The organism is Burkholderia sp. LMU1-1-1.1, assembly GCF_040675865.1.
Lineage (GTDB): Bacteria > Pseudomonadota > Gammaproteobacteria > Burkholderiales > Burkholderiaceae_D > Rugamonas.
Map to the genome: position 1 here is coordinate 62708 of NZ_JBEGHG010000015.1, position 14499 is coordinate 77206.

The 14499-nt window shown below is 64.1% G+C and carries 9 protein-coding genes; 6 read left to right on the plus strand and 3 right to left on the minus strand.

Annotated features, from left to right (window positions below):
• Nucleotides 1-149: 149 nt before the first annotated feature.
• The 5 genes from MRBLMU1_RS15600 (at nucleotide 150) to MRBLMU1_RS15620 (ending at nucleotide 6958) form a co-directional block, all read left to right on the plus strand.
• Nucleotides 150-461, plus strand: coding sequence for an iron transporter (locus tag MRBLMU1_RS15600; RefSeq protein WP_363502914.1), 312 nt, complete (start codon nucleotides 150-152; stop codon nucleotides 459-461).
• A complete protein-coding gene (locus MRBLMU1_RS15605; RefSeq protein WP_363502916.1) occupies nucleotides 458-2041 on the plus strand; it encodes a PepSY-associated TM helix domain-containing protein in 1584 nt (527 codons plus the stop codon). The genes MRBLMU1_RS15600 and MRBLMU1_RS15605 overlap by 4 nt, the downstream gene beginning before the upstream one ends.
• Nucleotides 2038-2406: a DUF3325 domain-containing protein gene (locus MRBLMU1_RS15610; RefSeq protein ID WP_363502918.1), complete on the plus strand. Its 369-nt coding sequence runs from the start codon at nucleotides 2038-2040 to the stop codon at nucleotides 2404-2406. The genes MRBLMU1_RS15605 and MRBLMU1_RS15610 overlap by 4 nt, the downstream gene beginning before the upstream one ends.
• 92 nt (nucleotides 2407-2498) lie before the next feature.
• Nucleotides 2499-4799, plus strand: a complete 2301-nt coding sequence (locus MRBLMU1_RS15615) for a GH92 family glycosyl hydrolase (protein WP_363502920.1) — start codon at nucleotides 2499-2501, stop codon at nucleotides 4797-4799.
• Between the two features lie 284 nt (nucleotides 4800-5083).
• Complete coding sequence (locus tag MRBLMU1_RS15620) at nucleotides 5084-6958, plus strand: putative bifunctional diguanylate cyclase/phosphodiesterase (protein WP_363502922.1); 1875 nt, start codon at nucleotides 5084-5086, stop codon at nucleotides 6956-6958.
• A 52-nt stretch (nucleotides 6959-7010) separates the two neighbouring features.
• Here MRBLMU1_RS15620 and MRBLMU1_RS15625 read toward each other — a convergent pair whose 3' ends face one another.
• The 3 genes from MRBLMU1_RS15625 to MRBLMU1_RS15635 all read right to left on the minus strand — a co-directional run bounded on the left by MRBLMU1_RS15625 (nucleotide 7011) and on the right by MRBLMU1_RS15635 (nucleotide 11854).
• Nucleotides 7011-8717, minus strand: a complete 1707-nt coding sequence (locus MRBLMU1_RS15625; RefSeq protein WP_363502924.1) for an alpha-amylase family glycosyl hydrolase — start codon at nucleotides 8715-8717, stop codon at nucleotides 7011-7013.
• A gap of 18 nt (nucleotides 8718-8735) precedes the next feature.
• Nucleotides 8736-10367 carry an alpha-D-glucose phosphate-specific phosphoglucomutase gene (locus MRBLMU1_RS15630; protein ID WP_363502926.1) on the minus strand — a complete coding sequence of 544 codons (1632 nt, stop codon included), beginning with the start codon at nucleotides 10365-10367 and terminating at the stop codon, nucleotides 8736-8738.
• 161 nt (nucleotides 10368-10528) lie between these two features.
• Nucleotides 10529-11854 carry an MFS transporter gene (locus tag MRBLMU1_RS15635; RefSeq protein WP_363502928.1) on the minus strand — a complete coding sequence of 442 codons (1326 nt, stop codon included), beginning with the start codon at nucleotides 11852-11854 and terminating at the stop codon, nucleotides 10529-10531.
• A 205-nt stretch (nucleotides 11855-12059) separates the two neighbouring features.
• On the opposite strand from MRBLMU1_RS15635, the gene MRBLMU1_RS15640 reads away from it, so the two are divergent.
• A complete protein-coding gene (locus tag MRBLMU1_RS15640) occupies nucleotides 12060-14489 on the plus strand; it encodes a TIM-barrel domain-containing protein (RefSeq protein WP_363502929.1) in 2430 nt (809 codons plus the stop codon).
• Nucleotides 14490-14499: the final 10 nt, after the last annotated feature.

The window sequence follows — 14499 nt, forward strand, 5'->3', positions numbered from 1 at the left end:
CCCCGGTGTTCTTCTGGGCTTGCAAAATCGCCGCGCTCCCACGATAATGGAATAATTCTCATTTGCGTTTGCGCCCGCAGCCCGTCCCGCACCAGCCACGTCATCGCCATCAAAGAGAGAAAACCTCCCTTCTCCCTTGAAAGACCCCTATGACTGTGTCGCAGCCCCAGAAAGCGCCCCAATTGCGCTACCGCGCCGGCGTCGCCCTGCGCGCGCTGATCGCCATCTTCGGCGGCTACGCGGTGGCGGCCGCGATCGCGGCGGCGCTGGCCATGTGGCTGCCCATCGCCCGCGTCGAAGCCGCGCTGACCGCCACCATGACCGGCCTGATTATTTATCCGTGCACGATCATGTGGTGCTTCGCCGCGCGCACGCCCCTGCGCGCGCTGGGCGGCCTGCTGCTGGCTGCGCTGCCGTTCGCGCTGCTGCTGGCGGTCGGCGCGCAAGGAGCGAGGGCATGAAGGAAGGCTTCCGTCAATCGATGGCCTGGCTGCACACCTGGTCTGGCCTGCTGGTGGGCTGGGTGCTGATGCTGATCTTCATGGCCGGCACGTCCAGCTACTACCGCGACGAAATTACGCTGTGGATGAAACCCGAGCTGCACCAAACGGCGATCTCGCCGGTGACGCAGGCGATGGCGGCCGATCAAGCCGCGCGCGCGCTGCAAAAGCGCGCCCCCGATAGCGAGCGCTGGTTCGTTTCCCTGCCGAGCGGGCGCGAGCCGGCGGTACAAACCATGTGGGCGCCGCCGGCGGGCGAAGAAAAAGCCAAAGGCAAGGGCCGGCGCCGTTTCGAGGAGGCCCTGCTGGACCCGGCCAGCGGCGCCGAACTGGCCGATGCGCGCTCCACGCGCGGCGGCGACTTTTTCTACCGCCTGCACTTCGACCTGCACTACATGCCGGTGCCGGTGGCGCGCTGGATCGTCGGCATCTGCGCCATGTCGATGCTGGTGGCCATCCTGTCCGGCATCGTCACCCACAAGCGCATCTTCAAGGACTTCTTCACCTTCCGGCCGCGCAAGGGCCAGCGTTCGTGGCTCGATTTCCATAACGTCAGCGCGGTGCTGGCGCTACCCTTCCATTTGATGATCACCTACACCGGCCTGGTGACGCTGATGTTCATGTACATGCCGTGGGGTGTGAAGGTCGCCTACAACAATAACGACAAGGCTTTCTTCGCGGAGCTGTTCCCCGGCTCGCCGAAGGGCCCCAAAGCCTCCGGCGTGGCCGCGCCATTGACACCGCTCGGTCCCGTGATCGCCCACGCCAGCCAGGCCTGGGGTGGCGCGCCCGCCGGCCACATCGTGGTCGATTTCCCCAACGATGCGGCGGCCACCATCGCCGTCACCCGGCAGGAGGGACACGGCGTCAGCTCCGACCTGCCGACGCTTATCTACGACGGCGTCACCGGCCGGCCGCTGCCATCGCCAGACGCGCGACGCGGCGCCGCCGTGGAGACGCGTGGCGTCATGTACGGGCTGCACATCGGCCGCTTCGCCGATCCGCTGCTGCGCGCGCTGTTCTTCATCTCCGGCCTGGCCGGCTGCGCGATGGTCGCCACCGGGCTGCTGCTGTGGGCCGTCAAGGAAAAACCCAAGCACCTGAAGGCGGGCCGCATCGGCTTCGGCCTGCGGCTGGTGGATGGCCTCAACATCGGCGCGGTCGCCGGCCTGCCGGTGGCCATGGCGTCCTACTTCTGGGCCAACCGGCTGCTGCCTGTGGGGCTGGCCGAGCGTCCGGCGGCGGAGGCGGGCTGGTTCTTCACCGCGTGGGCGGTGGCGATGGTGGCGGGACTGGCCTGGCCATCGCGCCCGATGTGGCGCTTGCAGCTGCTCACGGGCGGCATGCTGTTCGCGCTGCTGCCGGTGCTGAACGGCGCGACCGGCGGCGCCCATCTGCTGGTCAGCATCCCGAATGGCTTGTGGGCGCTGGCCGGTTTCGATGGCGTGACCTTGCTGATCGGCGGCCTGCTGCTTTATGCTTCGATGCGACTGGGGCGTGCGCCAGTGGCAAAAACTCGACTTGCGGGGAATGCGGCATGACTTCGCTTTACGCGGTAGTGACGGGATGCGCGGCGGTGGCCTGGGCGTTTTCGGGATTCGCTTTTCTGGGCCTTGCGATGGATCGCCATTGGGCCGACGTGCACGGACGCGGCACGGAACCGTCGCCGGCGCAGCGCCGCCGGCTGCGCTGGTTCGGTTGCGGGCAGCTGTTGTTGTCGCTGCTGGCTTGTCTGGCGTTGCGGGGGAGCTCGCAGGGCTGGGTACTGTGGCTGGGGGCGCTGACGGCGGCTGGATGGATGGCGGTGCTGATGCTGACGTATGCGGTGCGGAGGGTGCCGCGCAGCGGTATCGCGGCGGGATCTCTGGCGCTGCTCGGGGCCGGGGTGGCGGTGCTGGTGCGCTGACAGACATATGGCGTTGGCGGCGCATGCACGGCGGATTAGATCTACGCTGGCGGACGTGGTATCTTTTCGGATTCCCATCGTCCCATCAGATCATGAAACTTTATCTTTCGGCTGTGTTGTTCGCATTAACCACATTGGCATCGGCGGCGCCGGTCGTCGATCCGGTCGATTGGGTCAACCCGCTGATGGGCACCGCCAGCAAGCCCCAACTCTCCAACGGAAACACCTACCCGACCATCGCCCTGCCGTGGGGGATGAATTTCTGGACGCCGCAGACCGGCAAGATGGGCAACGGCTGGACCTACACCTACGACGCCGACAAAATCCGCGGCTTCAAGCAAACGCACCAGCCGTCGCCGTGGATGAACGACTACGGCCAGTTCGCCATCATGTCGGTGGTCGGCCAGGCGGGCGGCAAACCCAGATTCACGCAGGACGACCGCGCCAGCTGGTTCTCGCACAAGGCGGAAGTGGCCAAGCCTTATTACTACAGCGTCTATCTGGCCGACGCCGACGTGACGACGGAAATCACCCCAACCGAGCGCGCCGCGCAGTTCCGCTTCACCTTCCCCAACACCGACGAGGCCTACGTGGTGGTGGACGCCTACGACAAAGGCTCGTACATCAAGGTCATCCCGGCCGAGCGCAAGATCGTCGGCTACAGCACCCGCCACGCGCGCGGTCCGCTGCCCAAGAGCTTCAAGAACTATTTCGTCATCCAGTTCGACAAGCCGTTCGCCTCGACCAGGCTGTGGAACGGCGACCAGCTGGCCGGCGACGTGCTGGAGCTGGCGGCCGACCATGCCGGGGCGCTGGTCGGCTTCAAGACCGCGAAAGGCGAAAAGGTCGGCATGAAGGTGGCCTCCTCCTTCATCAGCGAGGAACAGGCGGAGCTCAACCTCAAGCGCGAACTGGCCAACGACAGCTTCGACGCGACCGCGCAAAAAGGCAGGGATATCTGGAACAAGACACTGGGCCGCATCAACGTCGAAGGCGGCAGCGAGGAGCAGACCCGCACCTTCTATTCCAGCCTGTATCGCACCTTGTTCTTCCCGAATAAACTCTACGAGATCGACGCCGACAACCAGATCGTCCATTGGAGTCCATACAACGGCCAGGTCCTGCCGGGCCATATGTTCGCCGGCACCGGCTTCTGGGATACCTTCCGCGCGCTCTACCCGTTCCTCAATCTGATGTACCCGTCGATCAACCGCGAAATGCAGGCGGGCCTGGTCAACGATTTCAAGGAGGGCGGCTGGCTGCCCGAGTGGTCCAGCCCCGGCTACGCCAACGTCATGATCGGGAATAACTCCGCCTCCGTCGTGGCGGAGGCGTACATCAAAGGCCTGCGCGGCTACGATATTGAAACGCTGTGGCAGGCGCTCAAGCACGGCGCCAACAACGAAGGTCCGATGAGCGCCGTCGGCCGCGCCGGCGTCGGCTACTACAATGAACTGGGCTACGTGCCGTACGACGTCAAGATCAACGAGAACGCCGCGCGCACGCTCGAATACGCGTACGACGATTTCGCCATCTACCAGTTGGGCAAGGCGCTGGGCAAGCCGCGCTCGGAGATCGCCATCTACGGCCAGCGCGCGCTGAACTACAAAAAGCTGTTCGACCCGGAGACGGGTCTGATGCGCGGCAGGAACCAGGACGGCACCTTCCAGTCGCCGTTCAATCCCTTCAAATGGGGCGACGCCTTCACCGAAGGGAATAGCTGGCACTACACCTGGTCGGTGTTCCAGGACGTGAACGGGCTGATAGGGCTGATGGGCGGGCGCGAAAAGTTCGTCGCCAAACTCGATGAAGTCTTCACGCTGCCGCCGATTTACGACGAGAGCTACTACAAGGCCGTTATCCACGAGATCCGCGAAATGCAGATCGCGAACATGGGCCAGTACGCCCACGGCAACCAACCGATCCAGCACATGACCTACCTGTACGGCTACGCCGGCGCACCCTGGAAAACCCAGTACTGGGTGCGCGAGACGATGAACCGCATGTACAAACCGACGCCGGACGGCTACTGCGGCGACGAGGACAACGGCCAGACCTCCGCGTGGTACGTCTTCTCCGCGCTCGGCTTCTACCCGGTCACGCCGGCCGTGCCGCAGTACGTGGTCGGCGCGCCGCTGTTCAAAAAAGCGACCCTGAAGCTGGAGAACGGCAAGACCATCGTCATCAACGCCCGCGCCAACAGCGATACCAGGCGTTACGTGCGCTCGCTGAAGGTCGACGGCAAGGCCACCTCGAAGAACTGGCTCGCTCACGCCGACCTGACGCGTGGCGCCACGCTGGACTTCGACATGACGGCGCGGCCCGACACAGGGCGCGCCACCTCCCCGGCCGACGCCCCCTATTCCCTCTCCACCGATCCGCAGTATCAATAAAGCGACAAGGTAAGCTCCGGCCCACCCGTGTCGGCACTTTCCTACTTATCCCAGAGCAAGATTTACGCGTCTATTGCGCAACGATTAAAAAATCGTGCTATTATTTATTTCATCAGCGCAATAATATTTCCCTTGATGCAAGCACCATCGGAGCCGCCGAGCCTTAAACACGCTCGCCTCTCGCCGTTCAACAGGCGCCAGTGACCTCACGACACCGCGCCCGCCAGTGCCTCACCCCGCATTGAATAGCACCTTGTCCAACCAAACAACAAGATGACCGGATCATGACTATTTCTTGCCAACTCAATGAAGCGCGCCGGCTGGAGGCGCTCAATAAACTCAATCTGCTCGACACGCCGCCCAGCGACGCCTTCGACCGCATCACCCGCATGGCCGCGCGGCTGTTCGACCTGCCCATTGCGGCGGTGTCGCTGACGGATGCAGACCGCCAGTGGTTCAAGTCGCGCGTGGGAGTCGAGCACACGTCGATCCCGCGCCGGCAAGCGCCCTGCGGCGAAGTGGCCGACAGCCGCCGCGTGCTGGTGATCCCCGATCTGCTGAACGACGCGTCCTTCCGCGAAAGCCCGCTGGCCGCCAGCGGCATCCGCTACTACGCGGGCGCGCCGCTGACCACCATCGACGGCTACTGCCTTGGCGCGATATGCGTGCTCGGCACCGAGCCGCGCGAGACCACGCAGGCGGAACTCGAGATCCTGTCCGACCTCGCGGCCATGGTCATGGCGCAGATCGAGATGCACCACGCGCTGGGCCGCATGGACCCGCTCAGCGGCCTGCCGAACCGCAGCCAGTTCATCGAAGACTTCCAGGACATGCAGCGCGACCGGCCCGCCGACGAACAAAGGCTGGCGGTGCTGATCAACCTCGCCACCCCCGAGCAGATGTCGCACGCCGCGCGCGCCTTGAATCCCTCCTTCCTCGACGAGCTGGTGATCGATTCGGCGGCCTGGATACGCGCCGAGACAGGGCCGCGCCGCAAGGTCTACCACGTCGCCGCCATGCAGTTCGCGCTGCTGTCCGAGCCGGGCATGACGCTCGACGACTACTTGCCGGTCCTGGAAGAGAGGTTGGAGATGGGCATGAGCATCAGCAAGCTGCGCTTTGTCACCACGCCGTCGATCGGCGTGGCGCCGTTCGAAGTCGGCACCGCCGACGGCTTGAACGTGCTGCGCCAGGCGCAAAGCGCCGCGCACGACGCCGCCGACAGCGCCACCCACGTCGCCGTATACTCGGCGGTGGAAGATCGCCTGTACCGGCGCCGTTTCAACCTGCTCAACGACTTCGCGGCCGCGCTGATCAGCCGCGATCAACTGCGCCTGGTCTACCAGCCGCGCATCGACATCGCCAGCGGCGAGTGCATCGGCGCCGAGGCGCTGCTGCGCTGGACCCACCCGACGCTCGGCCCGATCGGCCCCGGCGAGTTCATTCCCATCATCGAGCGCTCCGGCCTGGCCCAGGCGACGACGGCCTGGGTGCTGGACCGCGCGTTGCGCCAGCAGCAGGCATGGCGCGCCGCCGGCCTGGAACTCCAGCTATCGCTCAACGTCTCTGCCTCCAATCTGCTGGAACCCGACCTGGCCGACCGCGTGGTCGCCGGATTGGAACAATATGGGCTGCCGCCGGAGTGCCTGGAACTGGAGATCACCGAAAGCGCCATCATGGAGCAGCCGGTCAAGGCCAACGCCATGCTCGAAGTGCTGGCCGGCACCGGCGTTCACCTGGCGATCGACGACTTCGGCACAGGCTACAGCAGCCTGTCGTACCTGCAGCGCATGCCGGCCAATGTGGTCAAGATCGACCAGTCGTTCATTCTTGGGTTGGAGGACGACTATCGCCAACAGGGGTTGGTCAGGACGATGATCACGATGTCGCAGGATTTGGGACACCGGGTGGTGGCGGAAGGCGTCGAGCGCGGCGACGTGCTGGCCTTCCTGCGCTCGGCCGGTTGCGACGAGGCGCAGGGTTATTTGTTCGCGCGTCCGTTGGAGGTGGAAGCCTTCGCGGCCTGGTGCCGCGACAGCAGCGGGTGGGAAGATGCGGTGGCCGCGAGCATTCCACGGCGCGAGGCGCGTGTATTATGCTCGCTGGCGCGGCCGAAGGTTAGCATGGCGGCGTCCCGCCGCCGGCACCAGACGCGTTAGATAGCGGGTGCCGGACGCATCGTGCCGACACCACGGATATCAGCGGTCCCGGTTATTGCCCTATCAGCACTATCGCGTTGCGCGTGCCGAAACCAACCTTGCCGCCTTTGACCACGGCCGTCTTGCCCGAGTAGTAGTCCTTGACCTTCTGGCCATTGGCGAACACCCCATGCACATCGATCGTGCTGGCCTTATCGGTCGGCAGGTCCAGCGCCACGACAACCTTGTCGCGCAGCCCGCCCTTGTCATAGGTCCGCTTGAACACATACGGCTTGGCCTGCAGCTGCTGGTGCACCCCCGCCCCCACCGCCACATGCGCCTGGCGGAACAACCCAAGCTTGCTCCAGTGCGCGCGCACGTCGGCGATCTTGTAGCCGTTGCGCGCCGTGTTCTGCTCCAGCTCATCCCAGTTCATGAAGGTCCGCAGCTTGGCGTCGCCCACCGCGTCGGCCTGATCGAGCTTGCGCGCGGTTTCGTCGCCGTAGTAGATCTGCACGGCGCCGGGCGCCAGCAGCAGCTTGGTCGCGCTCTCGAACGGCTTTTTGCGCTCGCGGTCGAACGGCTGGTCGTAGTCGTGCGAATCGATATAGTTCAGCACCGAGTAGCCGTTCAAGGCGCCGCCGTGCAGCGTGTTCGAATAACTGCTGAACAGCGACTCGTAATCCTTGTTCGCGTCGCGCACCAGGCCGAAATTGATCAGGCTATCGAAGCCGTTTTGATAATAATTGGCGCTCTGTCCGCCCAGATCGAAATTCTGGCCATGGGCGATGTCGTAGTTATACACTTCCGCCGTCATGTAGAACTTGTCGTCGCTAAGCTTCTTGTCCGGATTGGCGCGCTTCCAATCCTCGAACGCCGCATCGGCAACGGTGCGCAATTCCTTCCACACCCCGGCCTCGACGTGCTTGACGGTGTCGGCGCGGAAGCCGTCCACGCCGTACTTGCGTATCCAGTCGGCGTGCCACTTCATCAGGTAGTAGCGCGGCGCGCGCGGGTAGCCGGTACGCTTGAAAAATTCGTCCAGCTCCTTGGCCTCCTGCGTGTAGCGGCCTTCGCGTCGCCACTTTTCCACCAGTTGCGGCGGCAACTCGACCTCCTCGTTGCTGTCGGTGCGCACATCGGGCAGGTTCTTCACCAGGGTGCATTCGATGGTGCTCTTCGCGTCCTTGTGCGTGCACATCGGTTCGGTGCGCACCCACTGCTGCGGCCATGCCTTGTCGATCGTCGTCTCCGGACCGATGTGGTTCATCACCACGTCGAGGATGACGCGGATGCCGCGCGCATGCGCGGCTTCGACGAAATTGCGGAAATCGGTTTCGGTGCCCAGGTTGGCGTCGACGGTGGTGAAATCCTTGGCCCAGTAGCCGTGGAAGCCGTAGGACTTGCCGGTGCCTTCATCGGTGCCTTCGTGGATCTGCTCCACCGGCGGCGTGAGCCAGATCGCGTTCACGCCCAGGCTATCGAAATAGCCATCGTTGATTTTGTTGGTGATACCAGCCAGGTCGCCGCCCATGAAGCCGCGCAGCGGCGCGGCATCGGCGTTGCGGCCATAGGCCAGGTCATTGCCGGTGAAGGCGTTGTTGAAGCGGTCCGTCAGCAGGAAATAGACTGTGGCGTTCTCCCACAGAAATGGCTTTTTTGCGGCCATCGGCGTCGCCGCCGATTTAGCCACCGGCTCGGCGGCCACCGCCGGTGCGCCGAAGGCCAGCGCCACAGCCATTGCCAGGGTTGTACGTTTGCTCCACTTGGTCCATTCCATGCTGTCGTCCTTATGTAGTTATGTGGTGACGGTCGGACGCGCGCGTCCGGTCCATCCTTCGATGCCGCCGACCTGCTCGGCGATCAAGATCAATGCGGAAAGCGCCTGCTGGGTAGGCAGGTGGTGCATGGCCGGATCGTCCTCGTAGCGCTCCAGATAAACGCGCAAGGTCGCCCCTTCCGTGCCGGTGCCCGACAAACGGAACACGATGCGCGAGCCGTTGGTCATGACGATGCGGATGCCCTGCTTCTTCGACACCGAACCGTCGATCGGATCGGTGTATTCGAAATCATCGGCGAAATCGACCACGTAGTGGCCCAGGTCCTGGCCCTTCAGGGTCGCCAGCTTGATGCGCAGCGAATCCATCAGCTCATTGGCGCCTTCGACCGGCACGCCCTCGTAGTCGTGGCGCGAGTAGTAGTTGCGGCCGAAGCGCGCCCAATGCTCGCTGACCAGCTGCTCGACCGACTTGCCGGTGACGGCCAGCAGGTTAAGCCAGAACAGCACGGCCCACAGGCCGTCCTTTTCGCGGATGTGGTCCGAGCCGGTGCCGTAGCTCTCCTCGCCGCACAGCGTCGCCTGGCCGGCGTCGAGCAGGTTGCCGAAGAACTTCCAGCCGGTCGGCGTCTCGAAACTTGGAATGCCCAGCGCGGCGGCCACGCGGTCGGACGCCTGCGACGTCGGCATCGAGCGGGCGATGCCTTTCAGGCCGGCCTTATAGCCCGGCGCCAGCGTCGCGTTCGCGGCCAGCACGGCCAGGCTGTCCGACGGTGTGACGTCGAACTTGCGGCCGACGATCATGTTGCGGTCGCCGTCGCCGTCCGACGCGGCGCCGAAATCCGGCGCGTCGTCGGCGGCCATCAGCTCGATCAGCTGGGCGGCGTTGACGGGGTTCGGATCCGGGTGGTGGCCGCCGAAGTCCTCCAGCGGCTCGCCGTTGATGACGGTGCCGGCCGGCGCGCCCAGCATCCCTTCCAGGATCGCCTTGGCGTACGGGCCGGAGACGGCGGACATGCCGTCGAAACACATGCGGAAGCCGCCGCCGAACAGTTTTTTGATGGCGTCGAAATCGAACAGCTCCTGCATCAGTTCCGCGTAGTCGGCCACGGAGTCGATCACTTCGACGTCCATTTGCTCGATGCGCGAGGCGCCGATCTTATTCAGGTCGATCACGGCGGCGTCGCTGATGCGGTAGGCGGTGATCGATTCGGTGCGCTGGAAGATCGCCTCGGTCACGCTCTCCGGCGCGGGACCGCCGTTGGCGATGTTGTACTTGATGCCGAAGTCGCCATCCGGTCCGCCCGGATTGTGGCTGGCCGACAGCACGATGCCACCCAGCGCGGCGTGCTTGCGGATCACGCAACTGACGGCGGGCGTCGACAGGATGCCGCCCTGGCCGACCAGCACCTTGGCAAAGCCGTGCGCCGCAGCCATGCGCAGGATGACCTGCACCGCCTCGCGGTTGTGGAAGCGGCCATCGCCGCCGACCACCAGCGTTTTACCGGCGACTTCGCCCAGCGTATCGAACACGCTTTGCACAAAATTCTCGAGATAGGACGGCTGCTGGAAGACGGTGACTTTTTTCCGCAGGCCGGAAGTCCCCGGCCGCTGGCCAGGGAAAGGTGTGGTGGTGACTGTCTGAATGCTCATGTTCGCTCCGGGTGGATAAGAATGACAAATTGGTGAAATCGGGGTGACAACGACGGGTTTACAATTCCGCCTGGCCGCGCGTCACCGCGCTGCGACGGTTGTACCTGTTCCGGCCAAATCGCGTCGCACAACTTACTTGTCTCACGAACAATATTACAGCATCAGCCCTTCGGGTCCGCGTTATCTTGGACGGATAAGGTCAGAATCGCCGCCACCAGCATGCACACGCCACCCAGCATCAGCGTCTTGACGGCATGGCCGTCGAACACCTGCTTGGTCATGAAGCCGAGCAGCAGGCCGCTGACGATTTGCGGAATCACGATGAAGAAATTGAACACGCCCATGTAGTAGCCCATGCGGTTGGCGGGCAGCGCGCCGGCCAGGATCGCGTACGGCATGGTCAGGATGCTGGCCCACGCGATGCCGACGCCGATCATCGGCACGAAGGCCATGTTCGGATCGCGGATCGCGAAAAGGCTGATCAGGCTCGCGCCGCCGATGGCCAGGCAGGTCATGTGCACGAACTTGCGGCTGGTGTGGCGCGCGAAGATGGGCAGGATGAACGCCGCCAGCGCGGATACGCCGCTATAGACGGCGAACATGACGCCGACGTGGTTGCCGGCCTGCTGGAAAGCGGCCGATTGCGCGTCGGTGGTGCCGTAGACGTTTTCGCCGATGGCGTTGGTGGTGTAGATCCACATCGCGAACAGGCCGATCCAGGTAAAGAACTGCACGGCCGCCAGCTGCACCATCGTTTTCGGCATTTTTCCAAAGCCGCCGAAGATCTCCGTCAGCGCGCGGCCCAGGCCCTTGGTGCGCTGCTGTTCGGCGCGGAAGGCTTCGAGGTCGCTCGGTGGTTCCTCCTTCGCGGTCAGCACGGTCCACATCACGGCGCTCATGTAGATCGCGCCGCCCGCGTAGAACGAATAGCGCACCGTGTCCGGGATGGCGCCGTTGACCGGCACGTTGCTCACGCCCAGATAGTCGGCGAAGATGGTCGGCAGCAGCGAGGCGATCACCGCGCCCCAGCCGATGAAGAAGGTTTGCATCGCGAAGCCGGCGGTCTGCTGCGACGGTCCCAGTTTGTCGCCCACAAAGGCGCGGAACGGTTCCATCGAGACGTTGATCGCGGCGTCGAGCATCCACAGCACGATCACCGCCATCCACAGCGCCGAGGAATTCGGCATCAGGAACAGCGCCAGCGACGCCAGTAGCGCGCCGACGAAGAAGAACGGACGGCGGCGGCCCCATTGCGGGTGCCAGGTGTTGTCGCTCAGGTAGCCGATGATGGGCTGCACCAGCAGGCCGGTGACCGGCGCCGCCAGCCAATACAGGGACAAATCGTCGGGATTGGCGCCCAGTGTGGAGAAAATCCGGCTGGTGTTAGCATTCTGCAGCGCGAAGCCGAACTGGATACCGAAAAAGCCAAAGCTCATATTCCATAACTGCCAGAACGACAGTATGGGCTTGCTGCTGGAAGATTTCATGCGACGCGTCCCGATTATTGAAATTTGTAGCAAAATAACACGACACCCCATGAGTGTCAATTGAAAGGATACCAAGGTAAAATAACGCTAAATGGCGCACCTTGGACCAAATTTTGTAGCCAAATGTAGCCAAACAACAAAATACATCACATACACGAGACTCCTACCCCACATGAGAAGAAATCCCTTCGTAAAACTTGCCGTTTTGCCATTGGCGCTATTCACGCTGTTTGCCGGCCACGCCCCGTCCGCGCTGGCGCAGAACGCCGGCCGCATCTTCGCCAGCGCCAAGCTGCATGGCGGCTATATGGAAGTGCGCACCAGCGACGGCGTCTATCTGATCAAGCCCTACACCCGCAGCATCATCGAGACCACCTTCATTCCCGAGGGCGAGACGGCCGATCCGGCCTCGCACGCGGTGGTGCTGGCGCCGGCGGCGGTCACCACCTCGTTCTCGGACAAGGCCAACAAGATCGAGTACGCGACGCCGGGCCTGGTGGTCACGGTCACCAAGTCGCCGTTCCAGATCTCCTACGCGTACAAGGGCAAGCAGCTGGTCGCGGAGAAGAAGGGCTACATGAAGGTCACCGACGACGTCGCGACCGGCAGCAAGGATATCAACAAGGGCCAGCCGCGCGTGCTGGAGGCGATCGAATTCGCGCTCGACAAGGACGAGGCCTTGTATGGCGCCGGCGCGCGCGCGGTCGGCATGAACCGGCGCGGCAACCGCTTCACGCTGTATAACAAGGCGGACTACGGCTACGGCGCGACATCGAAGCAGCTTAACTACGGCATGCCGATCGCGCTGTCGTCGAAACTGTACGCCCTCCACTTCGACAACACCCGCACCGGCTACCTCGATTTCGACAGCAAGAAGGACAACAGCCTGCGCTGGGAAACCATCGGCGGCCGCAAGACCTATCAAATCGTCGCCGGCGACAAATGGGAGGACGTGGTCGACAACTACACCTACCTGACCGGCAAGCAGCCGATGCCGCCGCGCTGGGCCTTCGGTAACTTCGCGATGCGCTTCGGCTACCACGACGAGGCGGAGGCGCGCGCGGTGGTCGACAAATTCATCGCCGACGACATCCCGCTCGACGCCATCGTCTTCGATCTGTACTGGTTCGGCAAGGAGGTCAAGGGCACGATGGGCAACCTGGCCTGGGACGCGGACAACTTCCCCAACCCGATCGGCATGATCTCGGACTTCAAGCAAAAAGGCGTGCAGACGGTGGTCATCAGCGAACCGTTCATCGTCGACACCTCCAGCCGCTGGAAGGAAGCGGTCGACAAGAAGATCCTCGGCACCGACGCCAACGGCGCGCCGCTGGCCTACGACTTCTTCTTCGGCCATACGGGCCTGATCGACATCTTCGGCCAGCCCGGCAAGGACTGGCTGTGGAATATCTACCGCGACCTGCGCCTGCAGGGCGTGACCGGCGTCTGGGGCGACCTGGGCGAGCCGGAGCTGCACCCGACCGAAATGCGCCACGCCACCGGCGGCGCCGACGAGGTCCACAACATCTACGGCCACCAGTGGGCCAGGCTGGTGGCCGAGGGCTACGAAAAGGACTTCCCCACCGAGCGCCCGTTCATCCTGATGCGCGCGGGGTACTCGGGCACGCAGCGCTACGGCATCATCCCGTGGTCCGGCGACGTGGACCGCAGCTGGGCCGGACTGCAATCGCAGCCGGAGATCTCGCTGCAAATGGGGATGCAGGGGGCGGGCTACATGCACTCGGACCTGGGCGGCTTCGCCAACCCGGTGCTGGACAACGAACTGTATGCGCGCTGGCTGCAGTACGGCGTGTTCCAGCCGGTATTCCGCCCGCACGCGCAGGAGGAGGTGCCGTCGGAGCCGATCTTCCGCGACGACAAAACCAAGGCGCTGGCGCGCGACGCCATCCGCATGCGTTATCGCCTGCTGCCTTATAACTACACGCTCGCCTTCGACAACAACCAGAAAGGGCTGCCGCTGATGCGCCCCATGGTGTACGAGGAGCCGGGCAATGCCAAGGTGCGGGCGATGTCGTCGACCTACCTGTGGGGCAAAGACTTCCTGGTCACACCGGTGATGAAGGCGGGCGCGGTCAAGGCCGACGTCTACTTCCCCGCCACCAGCGCGTGGTTCGACTTCTATACCGGCGAGCGGCAGGCCGGCGGCGCGACCCGGTCGGTGAAGCTCAGCCCCGGCCACGTGCCGGTGTACGTGCGCGCCGGCGCCTTCATCCCGATGACGCGCGTGGTGCAGACGACGCGCGACTACACCACCAGGAACATCGAGCTGCACTACTACCACGACGCCTCGGTCAAAACCGCCACCGGCAAGCTGTACGACGACGACGGCCTGACCGCGCAGGCGTTCGAACATGGCAAGTACGAGCTGGTGACTTTCACCAGCAAGGTGTATCGGCGCGGCCTGTCGATCAACATCGACTCGGCCATCGGCGACAACTACCGCCGGCCGGAGCGCAGCATCGACCTGACGGTGCACAACGTCGGCACGAAGCCGGCGTCGGTGCGGGTCGACGGCACGGTGACGACCTTCGCGTGGGACGCCGGCAGCAAGCTGCTGACACTGGTGCTGCCGCCCAACGCCATGCCTTCGCGGACCGTCTCCATCGCCCTGTAAGCGTGTATGA

Bases quoted from the DNA above. Each gene is read 5' to 3' on its own strand.
- MRBLMU1_RS15635 (WP_363502928.1), bottom strand. From the start codon at position 11,854: ATGAAATCTTCCAGCAGCAAGCCCATACTGTCGTTCTGGCAGTTATGG.
- MRBLMU1_RS15615 (WP_363502920.1), top strand. From the start codon at position 2,499: ATGAAACTTTATCTTTCGGCTGTGTTGTTCGCATTAACCACATTGGCA.
- MRBLMU1_RS15610 (WP_363502918.1), top strand. From the start codon at position 2,038: ATGACTTCGCTTTACGCGGTAGTGACGGGATGCGCGGCGGTGGCCTGG.
- MRBLMU1_RS15605 (WP_363502916.1), top strand. From the start codon at position 458: ATGAAGGAAGGCTTCCGTCAATCGATGGCCTGGCTGCACACCTGGTCT.
- MRBLMU1_RS15630 (WP_363502926.1), bottom strand. From the start codon at position 10,367: ATGAGCATTCAGACAGTCACCACCACACCTTTCCCTGGCCAGCGGCCG.
- MRBLMU1_RS15625 (WP_363502924.1), bottom strand. From the start codon at position 8,717: ATGGAATGGACCAAGTGGAGCAAACGTACAACCCTGGCAATGGCTGTG.
- MRBLMU1_RS15620 (WP_363502922.1), top strand. From the start codon at position 5,084: ATGACTATTTCTTGCCAACTCAATGAAGCGCGCCGGCTGGAGGCGCTC.
- MRBLMU1_RS15600 (WP_363502914.1), top strand. From the start codon at position 150: ATGACTGTGTCGCAGCCCCAGAAAGCGCCCCAATTGCGCTACCGCGCC.